This is a genomic window from Streptococcus mitis (genome assembly GCF_001579045.1).
Taxonomy (GTDB): Bacteria; Bacillota; Bacilli; order Lactobacillales; family Streptococcaceae; genus Streptococcus; species Streptococcus mitis_D.
Genome location: NZ_KQ970265.1, coordinates 32571 through 55174, shown reverse-complemented (window position 1 = coordinate 55174; position 22604 = coordinate 32571). Strand labels below are relative to the sequence as shown.

Genomic DNA, 22604 nt, shown 5'->3' with positions numbered 1-22604 from the left:
TTATTCCTGACCTTTTTCTTTTGCAAAATGACAAAAATCATAAACTTTTTGACAAATATGCTTGTCAAAAAGAAAAAGATGTGTTACAATATAATCAAGTTAAGAGAAAAGGAGAAAGGAATGCTTAAAAATCGTCTAAAAGAGCTGCGGGCTCGCGATGGTCTCAATCAAACCGACCTAGCCAAGCTGGCAGGGGTTTCCAGACAGACCGTTAGCCTACTAGAACGGGATGAGTACACCCCGTCCATTATCATTGCCCTGAAAATATCTCAAATTTTCAACGAAACAGTCGAATCGGTATTTCGCTTAGAGGAGGATGAGTGATGAACAAGTATAAAGTAATTTATTATGTAGTTGCCATAGCTCTATTAGTCAGTGTATTTCTACTGATTGGGATAGACTTAGGCTGGTTTAGTCCCTATCAGAGTGACCAATTTATTTGGGCCTACTTTGCTCTTATCCCAGTCGTTGACTGGATTGAAAAGAAAGCAAACAATTTAGCAAGTGAAAAAGGAGAATGAATATGAAAGAGTTTTTAGCAGGATTTCAAGTAGATACAGAACAAAAAGAACTTGCAGGTGTCTGTGCAGGTTTAGGAAATTATTTTAATATCAAGACTAACGTCATCCGTTTGGTAGCCATTTTGCTGTTTCTTTGGTCAACAGAGTTTGGGATTTTAACAGTCATCCTATATGCTTATCTAGCAGGTTGGCTTGGGAGAGACCCTTTAGGAGAAGGGGCGAAAAAAGCAAGAAACCAAGCTATTCTCTTGTTTGCTGTTTGTTTGATTTTAGTATCACTTGGAACAGAAGGTTTGACAGTAATTTATGAATCAGGTAAAGTCTTTGGTCAGTGGTTAGTTGGATTGGTTTAGTTTAGAGAGAGGTTGAATATGAAAAAGAAACGTGGATTGTTATTTTTAATGTCTATTGTCTTGGGAGCTTTCTTCGGCGTGTTTGTAGGGATGTTTAAAGCTGGTGCCGAATCCTACGAAATTATTTTAGATGTAAAAGTCTTGATACCCTGGATATCAACTATTTGTTTACTGTTAGGTTTTATTAGCGTTCTTTTGACTTTCAATTTCCTAAAGAAAAGCAGAAAATTTCATTCCTTGTACCAAGAGGAAATGGATGATGATCTGAATGAAACCTATTATGTGCAAATGTATCGGAATCTCGAGTTTGGAACCATTGCCTTTAATATTACAAGTGTAGCGATTTCATTGTCTATTTTCCTCTCATTAAATGAAGTGGTTATATTGCATACAGGCCACCAAACATTTTCCCTCTCTTTCTTAGCCTTTGTGCTATTCTTATCCGCTCAAAAATCTCTTTCTAAAACAATTGCGATTGTTCGTCAGTTTGATTTGTCTCTTTTCTCTACACCCAAGGATGTCTTAGATTATATCAATTCTTATGATGAAGGAGAGCGACAAGCTAATTTGGAACAGAGTTTTCGAATTTTATTCCAATTACACCAATATGTCTTACCAGTCTTATATGTCTTTATTATTATCATTTCTTTCTTGACAGGTGAGATTCAGTTACTAGCTTTCTTGCTTGTCGGAGCCATCCATGTTTATATCAACGTGATGCAGTTACCTATGGTAAAACGCTATTTCAAATAAAGGAGTTTCTATGATTCGTGTTGAAAATGTAAGCAAAAGTTTTGGGAGCAAAAAAGCTCTTCACCAGATTTCTTTTGAGATTAAGGAAGGTGAAATCTTTGGTTTTCTTGGCCCTTCTGGCTCAGGTAAAACAACCATGATCAATGTCTTGACAGGTCAGTTGGCTGCAGATCAAGGTAAAACAGTTTTGTTAGGCAAGAATTCTCAAGATTTAACCTCAAATGATTTGGAACAAATTGGTATTGTTAGTGATGGCAGTGGTTTTTATGAAAAGATGAGTCTTTATAAAAATCTTCTCATCTATGCTAAGTTATATGGTCTCAAGTCAGATAGAGTAAATCAGGTGCTCCAACAGGTTGGATTGGCAGATGCTAAAGATATTATCGCAGAAAAACTATCTACAGGAATGAAACAACGAATGTTCTTGGCTCGTGCCCTTCTGAATGCTCCTAAGATTCTCTTTCTAGATGAGCCAACCAGTGGCTTAGACCCTACAACATCTAAGATGATTCATACCCTACTTCAAGAATTAAAGCAGGCGGGGACAACGATCTTTCTGACCACGCATGATATGAATGAAGCAACTCTGCTTTGTGATCGCTTATCTCTTTTAAATAAGGGAAACTTAATAGAGTATGGAAGTCCACAAGATATTATCCAGAAGTATCATGTGGATAAGAAAGTACATGTGGTTTATAACGATGGACGAGAACAGATAGTTCCATTTGAAGAATTGCCACATTTAGACACGACAGATTTGATGGTGGTTCACTCTTGTGAGCCGACTTTAGAAGAGATCTTTATCAGATTAACAGGAGAAAAGTTAGATGTTTAGAAAATTAAATGCCCTACTATGGTTAAGAGTGCAAGTTCTTATTAGCAATTCAACTTTGTTAGCGACTTTATTGATGCCTTTTGGTATTGCTGTTCTATATAATGAATTCATGAATAAGAATGGAGAATTGAGTATGTTTCTCCTCTCTACGAGTTTGACGATGGTCTTGAGCATGGGAAGTGGTTATATGGTATCGATTATGATGGCAGAAGATAAGGAAAAACGAAATCTCAAATCACTCATTCTAAGTGGTGTGACAGCAACAGAATATACTCTTAGTATGCTCGTCCTCCCTTTGTTGATTATGTTGCTTGGAATGATTTTACTACCAGTCTATCTTAAAGTAGATGTATCGGGTTATTTATTTGCCTATGTTATCTATTTGCTCCTAGCAACTATTAGTATTATTTTTCTCAACCTTCTAATCGGTGCGGTGTCAGATACTCAATCTAAAGCGCAAGTTTATAGTATCTTCCCTATGTTAATTGTCTCTTTTTTACCTATGATTGCTCTTCAAAATGATACGGCTCAAAAAGTGTTGGATTATTCGTTCATCGGTCCTATTGTAAATCTTTTAAATAAAAAAGGTGGAGAAATATCTTTTTCTAACATCGGTATGTTACTTGCTTGGGTACTTGTGTTAGGAATAGCAAACCTCTTTGTATTGAAAAACAGCTATAAAGCAAGATAGGAGATTTATATGAAACTACTTAAAAACCTCGGATGGTTTCTTCTAGCCTTTCTATCTTTTCTGGTTATCTATGGTACCGTTCAGAGTGGTGCTGTAGAAGCTTTGAAACTAGGCGCTTCACCCTATGCTACTACCTTGCTCTATGTGGCCTTGGCTGGAGTATATGTGTACGTCATTTATAAATGGTACCAGAAAGGTCCTGTTCATATTGAGAAGAGTGGCTTCAACCGATTTATTTGGCTTCCTGCCTTGGTTTGGTTCTTATCTCTAGTTGTACAGTTTTTCTTGCCAGATGATCCTTCAGTAAATCAACAAATAGCGACAGACTTGACCTTATCTCAGCCACTTTTCTCATTCTTTGCGGTCGTTATTTTTGCTCCTCTGACGGAAGAACTTATTTTTAGAGGAATGCTGGCACGCTACCTCTTTCCTAAGCAGGACAATAGTAAACAAACTCTGATTTTTCTTCTGGTATCCAGTGTTCTGTTTGCCTTGATTCATTCTCCAGGAACTTTGCAACAGTTTTTAGTTTATGCTAGTCTAGGATTGAGTTTGGGTCTGGCTTATGTAAGCCGAAAAGGTCTTCTTTACAGTATTTCTCTCCACGCTTTGAATAATTTAGTCAGCTTTTTGATGATTCTCATGCTATAATAGAGTCAGGAGGTCACATGAAACGAGTAATTTTATTAGCAGTGATTCAAGCAATCGTTCTATTTTTCATTATTGGAGCGCTAGCTTATGCCTTTAAAGGTGATTTCTTCTACAGCCATCTAGCAGTAGTCTTTGCCCCTATTGCTGGTATCTGGCGTTTTGGGACAGCCTATACAACGGAAATTGTCTTGCCTCGAAAGGCAGCTGAAATTGCTGAAAAGCGTAAAGTAGGCAACAATTCAAAATAAAAGAGTCCGATGAACTTCATCGGATTTTTTTATTGGAGATAATTTTTAGGTCCTTTACCTGATTTTTAAAGACTGGCAAACTTTTCTGCTGATTTTCATGAAGAGCCTGCGCTTTTATGGTAAAATAGTAACAGAATAAAAGAGGAGAGAAACAATGAAACGTAGTATGTATGCTGGTCGTGTTCGTGAGGAACACATCGGACAAGAAATAACCTTGAAAGGATGGGTAGGCCGTCGTCGTGACCTTGGTGGTTTGATCTTTATCGACCTTCGTGATCGTGAAGGAATCATGCAGTTGGTTATCAACCCTGAAAAAGTATCTGCAGAGGTTATGGCAACAGCTGAAAGCCTTCGTAGCGAATTTGTTATCGAGGTGACTGGTCAGGTCGCTGCGCGTGAGCAAGCCAATGATAAGTTGCCAACGGGTGCAGTTGAGTTAAACGTGACAGCTCTGACAGTGCTTAATACAGCTAAGACAACCCCATTTGAGATTAAGGATGGCATTGAGGCCAATGACGATACGCGTTTGCGTTACCGTTACCTTGACCTTCGTCGTCCAGAAATGTTGGAAAATCTTAAACTTCGTGCTAAGGTAACCCACTCTATCCGCAACTACTTGGATGAGTTGGAGTTTATCGATGTGGAGACACCATTCCTTTCTAAGTCAACACCAGAAGGGGCGCGTGACTACTTGGTACCGTCTCGTGTTAATAAAGGACATTTTTATGCCCTTCCTCAAAGTCCACAAATTACTAAGCAATTGTTGATGAATGCTGGATTTGATCGTTATTACCAAATCGTTAAATGTTTCCGTGATGAGGACTTGCGCGGAGACCGCCAGCCTGAGTTTACTCAGGTCGACTTGGAAACGTCTTTCCTTACTGAGCAAGAAATCCAAGATATCACAGAAGGCTTGATTGCGCGCGTGATGAAAGAAACTAAAGGCATCGAAGTGACACTTCCATTCCCTCGTATGAAATACGATGATGCGATGGCTCTTTACGGTTCTGACAAGCCAGATACCCGTTTTGATATGTTGCTTCAGGACTTGACAGAAGTGGTCAAGGGTGTTGATTTTAAAGTCTTTTCAGAAGCACCTGCTGTTAAAGCCATTGTGGTCAAAGGAGCTGCGGACAACTATTCACGTAAAGACATTGACAAGATGACGGAAGTAGCCAAACAGTACGGTGCCAAAGGTCTTGCTTGGGTCAAGGTTGTTGATGGAGAATTAAACGGACCAGTTGCTAAGTTCTTGACAGGCATCCAAGCAGAATTGACAACAGCGCTTGCTCTTGAAGATAAGGACCTCGTTCTCTTTGTGGCGGATACGCTTGAAGTGGCCAATGCAACTCTTGGTGCCCTTCGTGGACGTATTGCCAAAGAGCTTGGTTTGATTGATAGCGATAAATTCAACTTCCTTTGGGTGGTTGACTGGCCAATGTTTGAATGGTCTGAAGAAGAAGGCCGTTACATGAGCGCCCACCATCCATTCACACTTCCACAGGAAGAGACTGCTCACGAATTAGAAGGTGATTTGGCTAAGGTTCGTGCCATTGCTTACGATATCGTCTTGAACGGTTATGAGCTTGGTGGTGGTAGCCTTCGTATCAACCAAAAAGACCTTCAAGAACGTATGTTCAAGGCTCTTGGTTTTTCAGCCGAAGAAGCAAATGACCAGTTTGGCTTCCTTCTTGAAGCCATGGACTATGGTTTCCCACCACACGGTGGCTTGGCGATCGGGCTTGACCGATTTGTCATGCTCTTAGCAGGAGAAGAAAATATCCGTGAAGTCATTGCCTTTCCTAAGAACAACAAGGCAAGTGATCCAATGACACAAGCTCCTTCAACAGTAGCTCTCAAACAACTAGAGGAACTCAGCTTACAAGTAGAAGAAGATGAAACAAGCAAAACGAATTAAGCGGTGGCGCTATTATCTGCGCCGCTTTGCTCATCAGATAAAAATTTTACGTGTCTTACAAAGCATCTCTCGCGAAAAATATGATGAGAAGATTTCGGCCTCTCTGGTCTATGGATTTTTATCAGCAGTGGCGGTCAATTTCTTTTTCCAACCAGGGCATGTGTATTCGAGTGGTGCGACAGGTCTGGCACAGATTATTTCTGCCTTGAGTAATCACTGGTTTGGTTTTCATATTCCGATTTCGCTAACCTTCTACGCCATTAACTTCCCTTTGATGGTCTTGGCTTGGTATCAGATTGGCCATAAGTTCACCGTCTTTACCTTTATCACGGTATCTATGAGTTCTTTCTTTATCCAGTTTGTCCCTGTGGCAACCTTGACGGAGGATCCTATTATCAATGCCCTTTTTGGAGGTGTTGTCATGGGCTTGGGGATTGGTTTTGCTCTTCGCAACAATATCTCCAGTGGTGGGACGGATATTGTCAGCCTGACCATTCGCAAGAAAACAGGTAAGAATGTTGGTAGTATTTCTTTCTTGGTAAATGGGACCATCATGCTGATAGCAGGTTTGACCTTTGGTTGGAAATACGCTCTCTACTCTATGATTACCATCTTTGTTTCTAGCCGTGTCACAGACGCTGTCTTTACCAAGCAAAAACGCATGCAGGCTATGATTGTGACCAATCATCCAGAGAAGGTAATTGAGAAAATCCATAAAAAATTGCACCGCGGAGCAACCATGATCCACGATGCAGAAGGAACCTATAATCACGAGAGAAAGGCAGTTTTAATCACTGTCATTACACGTGCAGAGTTTAATGAATTTAAACAGATTATGAAACAGGTGGATCCAGGCGCCTTTGTCTCTGTATCTGAGAATGTTCATATTCTGGGACGGTTCGTTGAAACAGAAAATTAGTAATCAAAAAAACCAGCGCGAGCTGGTTTTTATTTTTCAATAATTTTGTGGGCAATCAACTGGCGGTAGCAGATTTGTCTATTTTCTTTAGAATCATTGATGATACAGAGGATAGTTTCTAAAGAAGTGCGTCCGAGGGCTAGGCTGTTGATATCTATATAGGCTGCCAAATTGAGCTTAGGATTAACCGAGTCAAAGCTGAGAACAGGGACATCCAGCTGGTGTTTGGCAATATAGTCACAGACCCCTTCGGCTAGGAGACTATCGGTTGTGATGATAGCATCAATTTGTGGATCGTGCTTGAATAATCGCTTGCTAAATTTATAGCCCTTTTCTTCCAGAAACTCGTCTGCAAAGTAGATGCGATTGGTGTCAGTGGTAAGTTTGTAATGTTTAAGCGCCTGTTCATAGCCTGTTAAACGGTCTTTGGTCACGAAGAGCTTTTTATTTCCTCCGATAAAGGCAATGCGTTTGCAGCCTTTTTTGATGAAATATTCAGTTGCATCAAAACCAGCTTGAACATTGTCGTTGTCGACAAGCGGGATGAAAGGAGATAGAGATTTACCTAAGATAAGGAAGGGGAACTGTTCTTCTGCTACGAGTTTTACGAGAGGGTCTTCTTCTTGGGCATAGAGAAAGATTAGCCCATCTACACGCTTGCCGTAGACCATTTGTGAAATAGCGTTGAGACGCTCCTTCTCATCTTTTCCTGTTGCTATCTGAATGGCATAGTGGCTTTCAGATGCGACTTGAGAGATACCACGTAGAACCGATGGAAAGAAAGGATTCTGGTAGAAGGCGTCTGAGTCATCAGGAAGAACCAAACCAATCACCTGAGTATAGCTACTTACCAAGCTGCGAGCATTGAGGTTGGGATGGTAATTGAGCTCCTTCATAGCCTTGCGAACGCGTTTTTTTGTTTCGTCGCTAATGGTTGATTTATTTTGAATAACACGGGTTACGGTTGAAGGTGAAACACCAGCAGCCTTGGCCACGTCTTTAATCGTAACGGGCATAAAAATCTCCTATTTATGGTAATCTGGATCACGGAAATGTGTTTTATAAAAGATAGTGACCAGATAAAGGACAAAAAGAATATTTTGTACAGTAATGAGGTTTGACATATTTTGGCCAAATAATCCCAAAATAAGCGTAATCAGAGTTGGTAATCCTAAACAGTTCAAGATAAAATGGTAGCACTCTTTAAAGGTCCTAAATGAAAAGAGGCGTGATTTCTTAGTGATATAAAGGAGAAGACTCGCTCCTAGAGAGACGATAAAGAAATTCAAACCAAAGAGGAAGCTAGCACCGAGAACTAGGAAGAGACTGATATAGACACGATTTTGTTGGTACCAGTCTTTAGAAATCGCTTGGGTCAAGCTGCCTTTGCTTTTGAAGCTCTCAGTCTGAATCGCCCGGTAAGAGATACGAGTCAGTTCCTTACTTTCCTTGCTGATGACTAGCTCATTCGCATCGAAATGCAGTTGCAAGTCCTTAGGTAACTCCTTGCTTTGACTTGGACCGATTAAAAGAGAAGGCGCTTGACTAGCTGTTCCTGTATAAATTAATTTACCATCAACAATTTTAGCATGCTCAGAGAGATCCTGGACAACTTCATCTGTCAATGGTTCATAGACATTATCGATAAAGGTTTCTAGCGGATAAGTCTCCTGGGAGCTGTTTTGGATGGCAATGGGTACCATAGACAAGCTGATAAGGAAGATACTGGTAAAGAGAAGCTGGAACCAGTTGAGTCCGAAACGTTTGGACAGGGGCTTACGAAATCCCCAAATACTTGAAAAATAGGAAAATGGATATGGAAGCATAGGTATCTTTCTAAAAGGTGTTTTCTATATGAGTATTATTATATAGAGAAATGCGCTTTATTTCAAGTCTAGGAGAAAAATTGCTTGTTGTAAGGATATTTTTATAGTCACAAGCTTCAAAATGAAAAAGGGTGGCGGGGATAGATTATCCCTTGTCGCCACCACTTGTAAGTCCTGAAACAAAGTTCTTTTGTAGGAAGAAGAAGAGAATACAGATTGGAAGGGCGATGAGGATAGCACCTGCTGAGAAGTAGGCAATCTTCATGTTTTTCACATTGCTAACGAAGGTTTGGAGACCTACGGCAACGGTAAAGTATTCTTTCTCACGAAGCAAGAAACTAGAGAGGATGTAGTCTCCAAAAGGTCCCATGAAGGCCCAGAGAGCTTGTACGGCAACCATTGGGCGAACAAGTGGAAGAACAATTTGCCAGAAGCGGCGGAAGTGTCCTGCACCGTCTAGTTTTGCAGATTCGTCTAAAGACATTGGCACTGTATCGAAGTAGCCTTTCATGAGCCAAGCATTCATCGGGATACCACCACCAACGTAGAGGAAGATGAGGAACCAGCTGTGGTTAAGGGCGTTCAACATAAGTGCCATAACGAAGAAGGCTGTCAAAGCGGCCATGGTTGGCACCATTTGGATAATCAAGAAGAAAACCAAACTTTGTTTACGAGCCAAGAAGTTATAACGGCTGTAAGCATAACCAGCAAGTACGATAATACTTGTTTGAACAGCCATGGTAATCAAGGCGATAATCAAAGTGTTGAGGTACCAAGTACCGTACAAGGTTTCAGTGAAGAGGCCTTTAAAGTTATCAAAATTGAGGTCGATGTTAGTATCTAGTTTAAAGGCTGAGACGTTACCTGCTTTAAAGGCTGACATGATGGTAATCAAAAGTGGATAGATAATCACGATTGATAGACCAATCAGGTAAAGGTAAGTAAGGGTTTGAGTCAGTCTACGTTTGAGTTTAATTGAGTTATTCATCTTAGACGTCCTCCATATCAAATGCGTGTAGTTTCTTGAATGCGATCATAGAGATTGAGATGACAATGATAGAGATAATCAAGGTAACAGCTGCCGCCATTGAGTATTGAGGAGATGTACCTGTTGTCAAACGGTAGATCCATGAGATCAAGATATCGGTTGAACCAGCTCCTCCACCGACACTACCAGGTCCTCCACCATTGAAGAGGTACATGATAGAGAAGTTGTTAAAGTTGAAGGTGTATTGGCTAATCAAAGTAGGTGCTGCAACAGCCAAGATCATTGGGAAAGTGATGTTGCGGAATTTTTGCCAAGCATTGGCACCGTCAATATAAGCTGCTTCGTAAAGGTCGTTAGGAATAGATTGCAAGATACCCAAAGTCAAAACGTAGATATATGGGAATCCAAGCCAACCTTGCATCATAATCAAGGCAACCTTAGTCCAAGTAGGGTCTGTTTTCCAAGGGATAAGAGCCCCATCAAGGAATGGAAGGAATTTAGCAAAGATCGGCAAGACTTGAGTGTTGATAGCTCCGACACTATCGTTAAACATGTTTGAGAATGTCAAGATAGTGATGAAGGCTGGGACAGCCCAAGGAAGAAGGAAAATAACACCAAAGATACGTTTTCCTTTGATAAATGGTTGGTTAGCAATGATAGCTGTGAAGATACCGATGACGATCTGTAAAGTTGAGGCAGATAAAGCCCAAATGATAGTCCAAGAAAGAACAGAACCAAAGGCAGAACGGAATGTACTCAAGCTCCAGATGTTCGTAAAGTTGGTCAAACCAACCCAGTCCAACAACTTGTTTGGTGGCAAGTGTTGGAAGTCGTAGTTGGTAAAGGCAATCATCAAGGTTACGATAACTGGAAAGATGATCGCAAAAGTCATGGCAATATAAGATGGAATGATCAAGAGGTAAGGGAAGCCATTTTCATAGATTCCTTTGACCATTTCTTTAAAGGTAAGTGCTACTGGAATACCATTGTTAATGTGTTTAGCAGTTGTATGTGCATCTTTGATATTTGAGAAATAAAAGAGTACATAAACGACTACAAAGATTAAATGGAAGGCACCACGAATCAGCATAAAGAGGGAATTGTCACGACCTGGCTTGTCACCAAGAGTGATGAGATTGCTCAATTCAGGGGCTGCAAGTGCTAGGAAGTAGAGGACAAATACGATGGTTACACCAAGGAAGATAAAACCTTTGGCTTTTTGTTTATTGTAAATCTGTCCTAACCCAGGAATGATAGACAGCAGGGCTGCTTTACTAGGTTGTTGCTTTTCCATAATAACTCCTTTCATAGGATACTGGTTTCTACATAAAACCTAAACTATTTGTGTTTTTGTTGATAAATTCAAAGGGGGATTTGATTTCCACCCCCCTTGAACAAATTTCTTATTCACCAAATTTTTGTTTGATTGTTTCTTTGATCAATGTTACAGCATCGTTTGCAGCTGTTTTAGCATCTTTTTTACCGCTTACAGCTTCAAACAACATTGTTTTAGCTGGGTCCCAAACTGCTGACATTTGAGAGATGTTTGGCATTGGTTGAGCGTTCTTGAACTGTTTGATAACAGCTGTTGTCAACTCATCGTTTTTACCTTCAGCGTATGAACGAGCTTCAGTGTTAGCTGGGATTTCGTTAGTTGTATCGTAGAAGGCTTTTTGTTCTTCAGTTGAAACAAGGAAGTCTACAAATTTTTGAGCAGCTTCAAGGTTCTTAGTGCTTGATGGGATGATCCAAGCTTTACCACCACCAAATGCTGCGTAGTCTTTTCCGTTTGGAAGAGTTGGGATAGTTGCAACACCGTAGTTTACTTTAGCGTCTTTGAAGGCTTTAGCTTTCCAAGGTCCATCGATGATAGCAGCTGTTTTACCTTCTTGGAATTGAGTTTGGATTAGGTTTCCAGCTCCTTCTGTATCTTGCATACCTTTAGGCCATTTTTCATACCAAGATTTAGCGTACTCTACACCTTTGATAGCACCGTCGTTTGCAAGACCGATGTCTTTAGCGTCTTTACCGTTTTGTCCGAATACGTAAGCGCCGTTACCAGCAAGAAGTCCGTATGCAAAGTAGAAGTTTGTCCAGTCAGCTAGGAAAGCAGAAGTTTTTCCATCTTCTCCAGCGAATGCGTATTTGCTATCTTTAGCAAGGCTTTCTAAGTCAGCAAATGTTTTTGGAGCTTCTTTCACCAAGTCTTTGTTGTAGTACATAACAAGTGACTCGATAACGGCAGGAGCACCGTAAACTTTACCGTCAGCAGCTGTTACAAGAGATTTAGTTTTATCATCTGTTTTAGCGCCGTCGCTCAATTTAACTTCTGAAAGTTGGCCATCAGTACCAAGGCTACCTACACGGTCGTATGGTGCCATCATAACATCAGCAGCTTTACCAGATTGGTTATCTAGAGAAAGGTTGTCAAGACCACCCATTTGGTCTCCGGTTTTGATAGTCACTTTTACGCCAGCTTCTTTTTCGTAAGCTTTTGCAGCTGATTCAGCAAATGCTTTATATTGATCTTCAACGTAGAAAGTGATTTCTTTCGCTTCAGATGAACCAGAATCAGCAGGTTTATCAGCAGTTTTGCTTCCGCAAGCTACCAAAAGCAAGCTAGCAAGTGTAACAGTTCCAAGCACCGCAGCGCTCTTCATGAATTTAGATGACATAGTGTATTCCTCCTAAAGAATAACAAGTTTTATTGATAAGGAAACGCAAACGTTTTCCTTTATGAGCTTAGTATAGCACAAATAGAAAACGGTTGCAAGTATTTTTGTCAAAAATTTTAAAAAATTTTTAAGCTTGATTTGATAGCATGATTTTGCTTTTTAATAGAAGAAAAGTGTGAAATAGATAAGAATACAGTATTTTTAATAAAAAATAGATGGAATCTGTCTAAAGAGGGAAATCAGGAGGGGTACCTCCCTGTTTCTAATCCCTATCTATTTTCTATAGATCTTTGTGCCTTTTTGCATATAAATCAAAGTTTTCTAAAGGAGGATTTGCGCTTTGTAGACTGTCCCGTGAGAGTCAAACTTTAGGATTAGATGGTTTTAAGTTATCTTTGCTAAAATGGGTTAGTCTCCTTAAAAATAATCAAAAAAGTTTTTTAAAAACGCTTGCAATTATGCTTGAAAAGGAGTATACTTATAAGTAGCGCAAACGTTTGCGTCTGCAAAAATACGCAACGTTCCATTAATTTTAACACATGAGGTGCTATTATGAAAAAACGTCAAAGTGGTGTGTTGATGCACATCTCTTCTCTTCCAGGAGCCTACGGAATCGGATCATTTGGTCAAAGTGCTTACGACTTCGTTGATTTCTTGGTTCGTACAAAACAACGTTACTGGCAAATCCTTCCACTAGGAACAACTAGTTACGGGGATTCTCCTTACCAATCTTTCTCAGCCTTCGCAGGAAACACTCATTTTATCGATTTAGATATCTTGGTGGAGCAAGGTTTGTTGGAAGCAAGTGACCTTGAAGGAGTTGATTTTGGTAGCGATGCGTCTGAAGTTGACTATGCTAAGATTTACTATGCACGTCGTCCTCTTTTAGAAAAAGCGGTGCAACGTTTCTTTGAAGTCGGAGATGTTAAAGATTTTGAGAAATTTGCTCAAGACAACCAATCATGGCTTGAGCTCTTTGCTGAGTATATGGCTATCAAAGAGCATTTTGACAATCTTGCTTGGACTGAATGGCCAGATGCGGATGCTCGTGCTCGTAAAACTTCAGCACTTGAAAGCTACCGTGAGCAATTGGCAGACAAGTTGGTTTACCACCGTGTGACTCAGTACTTCTTCTTCCAACAATGGTTGAAATTGAAAGCTTACGCTAACGACAACCACATCGAAATCGTTGGGGACATGCCAATCTACGTAGCGGAAGATTCAAGCGATATGTGGGCAAATCCACATCTCTTCAAGACAGATGTCAACGGTAAAGCAACTTGCATCGCAGGATGCCCACCAGATGAGTTTTCTGCAACTGGTCAGCTTTGGGGTAACCCAATCTATGACTGGGAAGCAATGGACAAAGACGGCTACAAATGGTGGATTGAACGCTTGCGTGAAAGCTTCAAAATCTACGATATCGTTCGTATCGACCACTTCCGTGGTTTCGAATCTTACTGGGAAATCCCTGCTGGTTCCGATACAGCAGCACCTGGTGAGTGGGTGAAAGGTCCAGGATACAAGCTTTTTGCAGCCGTTAAGGAAGAACTTGGTGAGTTAAACATCATCGCAGAAGACCTTGGTTTCATGACAGACGAAGTTATCGAATTGCGTGAACGTACTGGCTTCCCAGGAATGAAGATTCTTCAATTTGCTTTCAACCCAGAAGACGAAAGCATCGATAGCCCACACTTGGCACCTGCTAACTCAGTTATGTACACAGGAACTCACGATAACAACACGGTCCTTGGTTGGTACCGTAATGAGATCGATGATGCGACTCGTGAGTACATGGCTCGCTACACTAACCGTAAAGAGTATGAAACAGTGCCACATGCTATGCTTCGTACAGTCTTTTCATCAGTTAGCTTCATGGCAATTGCAACTATGCAAGATTTGCTAGAATTGGATGAGACAGCTCGTATGAACTTTCCGTCTACCCTTGGTGGAAACTGGTCTTGGCGTATGACTGAAGATCAATTGACACCAGCTGTCGAAGAAACTTTGCTTGACTTGACGACAATTTATCGCCGAACCAATGAAAATTTGCTAGAATTAAAGAAATAAGATAATATCAGGAGACACTTAAACATGTTATCACTACAAGAATTTGTACAAAATCGTTACAATAAAACCATTGCAGAATGTAGCAATGAAGAGCTTTACCTTGCTCTTCTTAACTACAGCAAGCTTGCAAGCAGCCAAAAACCAGTCAACACTGGTAAAAAGAAAGTTTACTATATCTCAGCTGAGTTCTTGATTGGTAAACTCTTGTCAAACAACTTGATCAACCTTGGTCTTTACGACGATGTCAAAAAAGAACTTGCTGCTGCAGGTAAAGACTTGATCGAAGTTGAAGAAGTTGAATTGGAACCATCTCTTGGTAATGGTGGTTTGGGACGTTTGGCTGCCTGCTTCATCGACTCAATCGCTACTCTTGGTTTGAATGGTGACGGTGTTGGTCTTAACTACCACTTTGGTCTTTTCCAACAAGTTCTTAAAAACAACCAACAAGAAACAATTCCAAATGCATGGTTGACAGAGCAAAACTGGTTGATTCGCTCAAGCCGTAGTTACCAAGTACCATTTGCAGACTTTACTTTGACATCAACTCTTTACGATATTGATGTTACTGGTTATGAAACAGCAACTAAAAACCGCTTGCGTTTGTTTGACTTGGATTCAGTTGATTCTTCTATTATTAAAGATGGTATCAACTTTGACAAGACAGATATCGCTCGCAACTTGACTCTCTTCCTTTACCCAGATGATAGTGACCGTCAAGGTGAATTGCTCCGTATCTTCCAACAATACTTCATGGTTTCAAATGGTGCGCAATTGATCATCGACGAAGCAGTCGAAAAAGGAAGCAACTTGCATGACCTTGCTGACTACGCAGTTGTACAAATCAACGATACTCACCCATCAATGGTTATCCCTGAATTGATCCGTCTTTTGACTGCACGTGGTATCGAGCTTGACGAAGCAATCTCAATCGTTCGTAGCATGACTGCCTACACTAACCACACAATCCTTGCTGAAGCCCTTGAAAAATGGCCTCTTGAATTCTTGCAAGAAGTGGTTCCTCACTTGGTACCAATCATTAAAGAATTGGACCGTCGCGTGAAAGCAGAAGTGAAAGATCCAGCTGTTCAAATTATTGACGAGAGCGGACGTGTTCATATGGCTCACATGGATATCCACTACGGATACAGCGTTAACGGGGTTGCAGCACTTCACACTGAAATCTTGAAAAATTCTGAGTTGAAAGCTTTCTACGACCTTTACCCAGAAAAATTCAACAACAAAACAAACGGTATCACTTTCCGTCGTTGGCTCATGCATGCTAATCCAAGCTTGTCTCACTACTTAGACGAGATTCTTGGAGACGGTTGGCACCATGAAGCAGATGAGCTTGAGAAACTCTTGTCTTATGAAGACAAAGCAGCTGTCAAAGAAAAATTGGAAAGCATCAAGGCTCACAACAAACGTAAATTGGCTCGTCACTTGAAAGAACACCAAGGTGTTGAAATCAATCCAAACTCTATCTTTGATATCCAAATCAAACGTCTTCACGAGTACAAACGCCAACAAATGAACGCCTTGTACGTGATTCACAAATACCTTGACATCAAAGCTGGTAACATTCCTGCTCGCCCAATCACAATCTTCTTTGGTGGTAAAGCAGCTCCAGCCTACACAATCGCTCAAGACATCATCCACTTGATTCTTTGCATGTCAGAAGTTATTGCTAACGACCCAGCAGTAGCTCCACACTTGCAAGTAGTTATGGTTGAAAACTACAACGTTACTGCAGCAAGCTTCCTTATCCCAGCATGTGATATCTCAGAACAAATCTCACTTGCTTCTAAAGAAGCTTCAGGTACTGGTAACATGAAATTCATGTTGAACGGAGCTTTGACTCTTGGTACTATGGACGGTGCTAACGTGGAAATCGCTGAGTTGGTTGGCGACGAAAACATTTACATCTTTGGTGAAGATTCAGAAACTGTTATCGATCTTTACGCAAAAGCAGCTTACAAATCAAGCGAATTCTACGCTCGTAAAGCTATCAAACCATTGGTTGACTTCATCGTTAGCGATGCAGTTCTTGCAGCTGGAAACAAAGAGCGCTTGGAACGTCTTTACAATGAATTGATCAACAAAGACTGGTTCATGACTCTTCTTGACTTGGAAGACTACATCAAAGTCAAAGAGCAAATGTTAGCTGACTACGAAGACCGTGACGCATGGTTGGACAAAGTTATCGTTAACATTTCTAAAGCAGGATTCTTCTCATCTGACCGTACAATCGCTCAGTACAACGAAGATATCTGGCACTTGAACTAAGATACAAGATTTATACGAATACATTTTGTAAAAAAGCGGATTTCGATTGAAATTCGCTTTTTTAATGATGTAGATTTGAGTCAATCTTGTCTTAAAAAGATAGAAATCATAGATACAGTGAAGGCTTAGAAATACTGCTTTTTACTCTCTTTCAACCTCATATCCCTTGTATTCGCTTACACAAAGTGTTATAATATGATTGTAGGAAAGAAGGTGTTTTTATGTGGAAAAAATATTTTTCAAAATATAAATGGACTGATTTATTTTGGATTTTATTTATCATTTTGACCTGCCTCTATATTGGTAACCATGATTTGTTTCCTCTCAATCATCAAGAATTCTCTTTTCGTGGTAGCGTTTGGGGTCTGGTACTGGCCTTATATCACTTATTGTTCATTGATAAGTTTGTAATTTCGAATCGAAAATAAAGATTAGAACTATGCTTGACTGCCTACTTTTATGATTGATTTTTGGGGGAAGATTTTGTCTCTATTATTTATTATTTTAAATTTGTTTATCTTGTACAAGATTTATTCTTTGAGGCGGGAAAAATCGAAATACTTGATTTATACGGCCTATATCATATTTTGGGTAAATGTACTATATGGTGTTCAATGGTTATTAAGAGAACTGATTTCAAATATTTCCACTTAATGTGTATAGAAACTCCAGTGATTTTTGCATAACAAAACGCATAAGATTAAGGTTTTGACCACCTGTTCTTATGCGTTTTTGTAATATTGGAGATTTTCGGTAAGTTTTATACCTTTGGGAAGTATAGTTTAGAGTGCTCTCCCAACCATAATCTCTGCTTCAATGGTAATCTCTGTCAGTTGGCTCCAGTCAATCTTAGTCTGGTCGATGTGAAAGAGGAGAGGAGTCATACTGAGTAGGGCTTGGAGCTGATCTGATGTGATAGTCTTAGTCAGAGAGGCCGTTTGGTTAGATAGGATGGTAAAGTGTTCTTGGAAATGATTTTTGATATCTTGGTTGGAATAGTCCTTGTTTGTCAGCTGGTCTTGTACCCTTTGGCGAATTTCCTTGAGGTGATTTTTGGTTGGGATGACCTTGATCAAGATACCGTCTTTGGATAAAACGCGACGAAATTCTCCATAGTTTGCAGGTGAGAAGATATCAAGTAAGATATCCATGCTGGCGTCTTTTATAGGAAGACGAGCCAGGTCGCCAACGAACCAATTGACTGCCCAGTTGGGTTCGCTCTTGGCAGCGATCTGGACTGAATCTTTGGAGATGTCAAAGGCATAGAAAGTTTTTTCAGAGTGACTTTCTTGGAGTTTTCGAGAGTAGAATCCTTCGCCACAACCAATATCCAAGATTGTTGTGGTAGTTTTTGAGCTTGCTAGCAAGTCCGATACACCTTCTAAAATAGCCTGATAAAAGCCGGCTTCTAGGATTTGTTGCCGGTTTTGAAAGTTTTCCTTGTCGTAGTTGGCAGATTGCTTGATTTGAGGTGCCAGATTGACATAGCCGAATTTTGCCAGGTCAAAAGAATGACGGTTGCAGCATTTAAGACTGTTCTCTACCAGAGTCAGCTTTTCTTGACAGATAGGACAGGCAAAGGCAGTCGCAGAAGCAAAACGCTGAAGTTTGGGTTTGAGATTTGTATTCATAGTTTAAGTGTATCAAAAGAGGCAAATGAAAGCAACTTTAGGAATAAGTAGATGGGAGATTCAGTAGAAATAAAACTAATACTCTTCGAAAATCAAATTCAAACCACGTCAACGTCGCCTTGCCGTACTCAAGTACAGCCTGCGGCTAGTTTCCTAGTTTGCTCTTTGATTTTCATTGAGTATAATTCTCCAATTTATAAAATAAAATTGCTTTTATATCTAAATTGCTATATAATAATGATAAGGAGGAAATAAGTATGTTAAAAGAAGTATTAACCGTCGCAAAAGTTGCGAAAAAATCATCACTCTTTTTGGGTGGTGTTGCATTTGGTACCCTTGGTTTGAAAATCTTAGCAAGTAAGGAAGCTAAAAAAGGTTATTCTAAAGCTTTGGCTAAGGCTTACAAATTGAAGGACGAGCTAGATGCATCTGTTTCTGTTGTGAAGCAACATGGAGACGATGTCTTGCAAGATGCCAAATATTTGTACGAGCAAGAGAAAAAAGCAGAGCAATTAGATAGCCTTATAGGGGAATAACATGTCTTTTAAAGTGCTACATAGAGGATACCAACATATCCGACTATCATCATCTTTCTCGCTCACCTTGGATATTCAAGACTATCTTCGTTCCTTGGCGAGAGATGAAAAGGGAATTGAGTCTATCCGGTTTTACATGGATCAACAGCACTTTACTCTACGTATAAAAGAAGGCTTTTCTGTATTAGATAATGCAGAAGCCTTTTTAAAAAGAATTGATAAAGGGAAAGTTTCTGAGTTGATGACTCTTCCCATTCGTAGAGAAGAGAGTGCTTATTCTATTGTTTCAGGTGCAGCGATTAAGCGTGTGCTTTTTCGTAGTCTTGTACCGTCTCCAATTCGCTATATATGGACTTGTTATCAGGCTTTGGGTTATATTAGAGAAGCCTATCAAACACTAGCGCGTAAGGAACTAACGATGGAGGTCTTGGACTGTTCGGCGATTTTATTGTCCTTGTTTATGAACCAATCCAAGACGGCTAGCAATATCATATTTATGCTTGATTTGGGGAATCATTTAGATCAGTGGTCCTTGAAAAAAACTGCAACAGATTTAGAACAAAGCCTTCTTGCAAAAGAGAGCGATGTTTTCCTAGTACAGGGCGATACGGTTGTTAGTATCAAGAGTTCCGATGTTCAAATAGGAGATGTCTTGGTCCTATCTCAAGGAAATGAAATTCTGTTTGATGGACAAGTGGTTTCAGGTTTAGGTATGGTCAACGAAAGTTCCTTGACAGGAGAGAGTTTTCCAGTTGAAAAAAGAGAGTCTGATTTGGTTTGTGCAAATACAGTATTAGAAACTGGAGAGTTACGCATTCGTGTAACCGATAATCAGATGAACAGCCGGGTTTTACAACTGATTGAGTTGATGAAGAAATCTGAAGAAAACAAGAAAACGAAACAACGCTATTTCATCAAGATGGCGGATAAGGTCGTCAAATATAATTTCTTGGGAGCTGGTCTGACTTACCTATTAACAGGTTCTTTTTCTAAGGCTATTTCTTTCCTATTGGTCGATTTCTCCTGCGCTTTGAAAATCTCTACTCCTGTAGCTTATTTGGCAGCTATCAAGGAGGGGTTGAACCGTGAAATGGTGATTAAGGATGGAGATGTTCTGGAGAAATACCTGGAAGTTGATACTTTCTTGTTTGATAAGACGGGAACAATCACAACTAGTTATCCTATAGTTGAAAAGGTGTTACCTTTTGGGGACTATAGTGAGGAAGATATTCTCAGAATCAGTGCCTGTCTTGAGGAGCACATCTATCATCCTATTGCTAATGCTATCGTCAAGCAAGCTGAGATAGAGGGAATTGAACATGAGGAAATGCATGGGAAACTCCAATATATCGCAAGCAAGGGGATCAAATCTCATATAGATGGGCAACCAGTTCTTATTGGGAATTATGTTTTGATGCAGGATGAGCAAATTCATATCAATTCAGAACAAAATGCTTTAATTGAAGAGTACAAGAGTCACTACAATCTCTTATTCTTGGCTTATCAGAATGAATTGATTGGAATGTTCTGCATCCATACTCCTTTGAGAAAAGAAGCAAAAGCAGCCTTGGAGAAACTTAAGGAACAAGGGAAAAAATTGATTCTGGCAACAGGGGACACCTTGGTTAGGACAGAGGAATTAGTCAAAGATTTGCCCTTTGATCAGGTCTATACAGACTTGAAACCTGATGGGAAATTTGAGTTAGTAGAGGAACTGCAGAAAGCAGGTCACACTATTTTGATGGTTGGGGATGGATTGAATGATTCAGCGGCTCTAACCCTGTCAGATATCGGTGTGGTGATGAATGAGAGTGCAGATATTTCTAAGCAGATGAGCGATATCTTATTGTTAGATAATCGTTTGGATTTCTTCCAAGAGTTGAATTCGTTATCATCATCTTTGCAAACACTTATCAAGAAGAATATTCAAGATACCGTTGTCGTAAATAGTAGTTTGATTGGCTTTGGCTTGTTTAATTGGCTCAGTCCTTCAAATCTCTCTATCTTACATAATCTAACAACCTTACGCATAGTCCTGCGTAGCCTGTCTATTAAAAATAGATAGATGAGAGTTATTAACAGCAAAAAGGAGTTACCTTTATTGAGGTTAACTCCTTTTTTTATAGGTAAATGTTGAACAATTTAGTAAGTCAATACAAAGTATTTTTTCTTTCCACGACGGATAACAGTCAGTTCGTTCTCTAACTTATCAGCGTCACTCAAGACATAGTCAAGGTCTTGGATGCGGTCGCCGTTGACGTAGATAGCTCCGTTTTGGACGTCTTCACGGGCTTGGCGTTTTGAGCTAACCACACCAGATGAGACGAGCAGTTCCACGATATTGTGATTTTCATCTGCTTGTACTTGGTAGTTTGGCACTCCACGAAGTCCTTGTTTGAGTTCTTTGACAGAAAGGTTTTTGATGTTTCCAGCAAAGAGTTGCTCAGTGATGTTGAGGGCTTCTTTGTAGGCTTCTTCGCCGTGAACAAGTGTAACGACTTCACGAGCCAAGACTTTTTGAGCCAAGCGTTCGTGTGGCGCTGCTTCAAATTGTTTACGAATGTCTTCAATCTCATCAAGTGACAAGAAAGTAAAGATCTTCAAGAAGCGAACAGCGTCAGCGTCCATCACGTTCATCCAGAATTGGTACATTTCGTATGGAGAAGTCTTTTCAGGATTGAGCCAGACGGCATTTCCTTCTGATTTACCAAATTTCTTACCAGTTGCATCTGTAATCAATGGAACAGTGATAACGTGGCCAGTCTTGTCAGCCTTACGACGAAGCAATTCAGTACCAGCTGTCATATTTCCCCACTGGTCAGAACCACCTATTTGAAGAGTGACATTATGGTCTTGGTTAAGGACGAAGAAGTCGTAACCTTGCATGATTTGGTAAGCAAACTCAGTGTAAGAAATCCCTGTTTCAATCCGTTTTTTCACAGATTCCTTACTCATCATGTAGTTGACAGTAAAATATTTTCCGATATCACGGAGGAAGTCAATGAAGCTGATACTGCCAAACCAGTCGTAGTTGTTGACCATGACAGCCTTGTTTTCACCATTTTCAAAGTCAAGAAAACGAGACAGTTGTCCTTGGATAGACTTGACCCAGCCATCTACTGTGTCTTTTGTTTGGAGACTACGTTCAGCATCTTTGAAGGACGGATCTCCGATGAGACCTGTAGCACCGCCAACGAGCGCATAAGGTTTGTGACCTGCTAGTTGCAAGCGACGACTTGTCAAGATTGCGACAAGGTGGCCTAGGTGAAGGCTGTCAGCAGTTGGATCGTAGCCAGTATAATAAGAAACTTGACCTTCTTCTAGGGCTTTACGCAAAGCTTCTTCATCAGTCGTTTGAAATATCAAACCACGCTCTTTTAGCTCATCAAAAATGTGCATGTGTCTTTTCTCCTTTTTAAAAATATTGTTTCTACCTATTGTATCACAAACTTGGGCAATAGCCTAGTAGAATAAGGAAGAAAGTGGCTATTTTATTGAAAGGGCAACTTCTCAAAGTAACTTCCACTTACCTAACCGAAGTGGAAATTAGTCTCAAACGGATTTTTATGGTGGAATTAAGTGTGAGACGTTTGAGTTAGAAATGAGGTCTACTATGACAAAACATAAACACCTTACCCTTTCAGACCGCAATGATATCCAATTGGGCTTAGAGCGCGGTGAAACCTTCAAAGCTATTGGACAATCC

General features: G+C 40.1%; 23 protein-coding genes. 16 read left to right on the top strand and 7 right to left on the bottom strand.

The window, feature by feature from the left end:
- Window positions 1-120 precede the first annotated feature (120 nt).
- The 10 genes from SMIDD28_RS09635 (at window position 121) to SMIDD28_RS09590 (ending at window position 6889) form a co-directional block, all read left to right on the top strand.
- Window positions 121-324, top strand: a complete 204-nt coding sequence (locus SMIDD28_RS09635) for a helix-turn-helix transcriptional regulator (protein ID WP_061425778.1) — start codon at window positions 121-123, stop codon at window positions 322-324.
- The gene (locus tag SMIDD28_RS09630; protein WP_042900140.1) at window positions 324-521 is read left to right on the top strand and encodes a hypothetical protein; all 198 of its coding nucleotides are present in this window, start codon (window positions 324-326) and stop codon (window positions 519-521) included. Before SMIDD28_RS09635 ends, SMIDD28_RS09630 begins: the two co-directional genes overlap by 1 nt.
- Before the next feature lie 2 nt (window positions 522-523).
- On the top strand, window positions 524-874 hold the full coding sequence (locus SMIDD28_RS09625; RefSeq protein ID WP_061425777.1) for a PspC domain-containing protein: 351 nt from the start codon (window positions 524-526) through the stop codon (window positions 872-874).
- 18 nt (window positions 875-892) lie between these two features.
- Window positions 893-1627: a DUF3169 family protein gene (locus SMIDD28_RS09620; RefSeq protein WP_061425776.1), complete on the top strand. Its 735-nt coding sequence runs from the start codon at window positions 893-895 to the stop codon at window positions 1625-1627.
- A 10-nt stretch (window positions 1628-1637) separates the two neighbouring features.
- Window positions 1638-2462, top strand: coding sequence for an ABC transporter ATP-binding protein (locus SMIDD28_RS09615; RefSeq protein WP_061425775.1), 825 nt, complete (start codon window positions 1638-1640; stop codon window positions 2460-2462).
- The gene (locus SMIDD28_RS09610) at window positions 2455-3153 is read left to right on the top strand and encodes an ABC transporter permease (RefSeq protein ID WP_061425774.1); all 699 of its coding nucleotides are present in this window, start codon (window positions 2455-2457) and stop codon (window positions 3151-3153) included. Before SMIDD28_RS09615 ends, SMIDD28_RS09610 begins: the two co-directional genes overlap by 8 nt.
- Before the next feature lie 9 nt (window positions 3154-3162).
- On the top strand, window positions 3163-3804 hold the full coding sequence (locus tag SMIDD28_RS09605; RefSeq protein WP_061425773.1) for a CPBP family intramembrane glutamic endopeptidase: 642 nt from the start codon (window positions 3163-3165) through the stop codon (window positions 3802-3804).
- A 17-nt stretch (window positions 3805-3821) separates the two neighbouring features.
- Complete coding sequence (locus SMIDD28_RS09600; RefSeq protein WP_061425772.1) at window positions 3822-4052, top strand: hypothetical protein; 231 nt, start codon at window positions 3822-3824, stop codon at window positions 4050-4052.
- 154 nt (window positions 4053-4206) lie between these two features.
- The gene (aspS, locus tag SMIDD28_RS09595; protein ID WP_061425771.1) at window positions 4207-5970 is read left to right on the top strand and encodes an aspartate--tRNA ligase; all 1764 of its coding nucleotides are present in this window, start codon (window positions 4207-4209) and stop codon (window positions 5968-5970) included.
- The gene (locus tag SMIDD28_RS09590; protein WP_045606596.1) at window positions 5948-6889 is read left to right on the top strand and encodes a YitT family protein; all 942 of its coding nucleotides are present in this window, start codon (window positions 5948-5950) and stop codon (window positions 6887-6889) included. Before aspS ends, SMIDD28_RS09590 begins: the two co-directional genes overlap by 23 nt.
- 29 nt (window positions 6890-6918) lie before the next feature.
- Here SMIDD28_RS09590 and SMIDD28_RS09585 read toward each other — a convergent pair whose 3' ends face one another.
- From SMIDD28_RS09585 to SMIDD28_RS09565, 5 genes are all read right to left on the bottom strand, one after another.
- Window positions 6919-7905, bottom strand: a complete 987-nt coding sequence (locus tag SMIDD28_RS09585; RefSeq protein WP_061425770.1) for a LacI family DNA-binding transcriptional regulator — start codon at window positions 7903-7905, stop codon at window positions 6919-6921.
- A gap of 9 nt (window positions 7906-7914) precedes the next feature.
- On the bottom strand, window positions 7915-8715 hold the full coding sequence (locus SMIDD28_RS09580; protein ID WP_061425769.1) for a DUF1189 domain-containing protein: 801 nt from the start codon (window positions 8713-8715) through the stop codon (window positions 7915-7917).
- Between the two features lie 145 nt (window positions 8716-8860).
- Entirely contained in the window at window positions 8861-9703 is an 843-nt protein-coding gene (locus SMIDD28_RS09575; RefSeq protein ID WP_004236955.1) for a sugar ABC transporter permease, read from the bottom strand.
- 1 nt (window position 9704) lies between these two features.
- Complete coding sequence (locus tag SMIDD28_RS09570) at window positions 9705-10997, bottom strand: sugar ABC transporter permease (protein ID WP_000414961.1); 1293 nt, start codon at window positions 10995-10997, stop codon at window positions 9705-9707.
- Window positions 10998-11106: 109 nt separating this feature from the next.
- Entirely contained in the window at window positions 11107-12378 is a 1272-nt protein-coding gene (locus tag SMIDD28_RS09565; protein ID WP_061425768.1) for an extracellular solute-binding protein, read from the bottom strand.
- Window positions 12379-12930: 552 nt separating this feature from the next.
- Between SMIDD28_RS09565 and malQ the strand changes: the two genes are divergently transcribed.
- The 3 genes from malQ to SMIDD28_RS12335 all read left to right on the top strand — a co-directional run bounded on the left by malQ (window position 12931) and on the right by SMIDD28_RS12335 (window position 17159).
- Window positions 12931-14448: a 4-alpha-glucanotransferase gene (gene malQ / locus SMIDD28_RS09560; RefSeq protein ID WP_061425767.1), complete on the top strand. Its 1518-nt coding sequence runs from the start codon at window positions 12931-12933 to the stop codon at window positions 14446-14448.
- Between the two features lie 24 nt (window positions 14449-14472).
- Window positions 14473-16731 (top strand): glycogen/starch/alpha-glucan family phosphorylase, encoded by a 2259-nt coding sequence (gene glgP, locus SMIDD28_RS09555; RefSeq protein ID WP_061425766.1) that lies wholly within the window; start codon window positions 14473-14475, stop codon window positions 16729-16731.
- A 221-nt stretch (window positions 16732-16952) separates the two neighbouring features.
- Window positions 16953-17159, top strand: a complete 207-nt coding sequence (locus SMIDD28_RS12335; RefSeq protein WP_061425765.1) for a hypothetical protein — start codon at window positions 16953-16955, stop codon at window positions 17157-17159.
- A gap of 354 nt (window positions 17160-17513) precedes the next feature.
- Here SMIDD28_RS12335 and SMIDD28_RS09545 read toward each other — a convergent pair whose 3' ends face one another.
- On the bottom strand, window positions 17514-18362 hold the full coding sequence (locus SMIDD28_RS09545) for a putative RNA methyltransferase (protein ID WP_061425764.1): 849 nt from the start codon (window positions 18360-18362) through the stop codon (window positions 17514-17516).
- A gap of 257 nt (window positions 18363-18619) precedes the next feature.
- On the opposite strand from SMIDD28_RS09545, the gene SMIDD28_RS09535 reads away from it, so the two are divergent.
- Both SMIDD28_RS09535 and SMIDD28_RS09530 read left to right on the top strand, forming a co-directional pair.
- On the top strand, window positions 18620-18898 hold the full coding sequence (locus SMIDD28_RS09535) for a DUF6110 family protein (protein WP_061425762.1): 279 nt from the start codon (window positions 18620-18622) through the stop codon (window positions 18896-18898).
- A gap of 1 nt (window position 18899) precedes the next feature.
- Entirely contained in the window at window positions 18900-20963 is a 2064-nt protein-coding gene (locus SMIDD28_RS09530; RefSeq protein WP_061425761.1) for a heavy metal translocating P-type ATPase, read from the top strand.
- A 77-nt stretch (window positions 20964-21040) separates the two neighbouring features.
- Here SMIDD28_RS09530 and tyrS read toward each other — a convergent pair whose 3' ends face one another.
- Entirely contained in the window at window positions 21041-22297 is a 1257-nt protein-coding gene (gene tyrS / locus SMIDD28_RS09525) for a tyrosine--tRNA ligase (protein WP_061425760.1), read from the bottom strand.
- A gap of 214 nt (window positions 22298-22511) precedes the next feature.
- Between tyrS and SMIDD28_RS11760 the strand changes: the two genes are divergently transcribed.
- The coding region (locus SMIDD28_RS11760; protein WP_155719335.1) for a helix-turn-helix domain-containing protein at window positions 22512-22604 on the top strand (93 nt) is incomplete at its 3' end.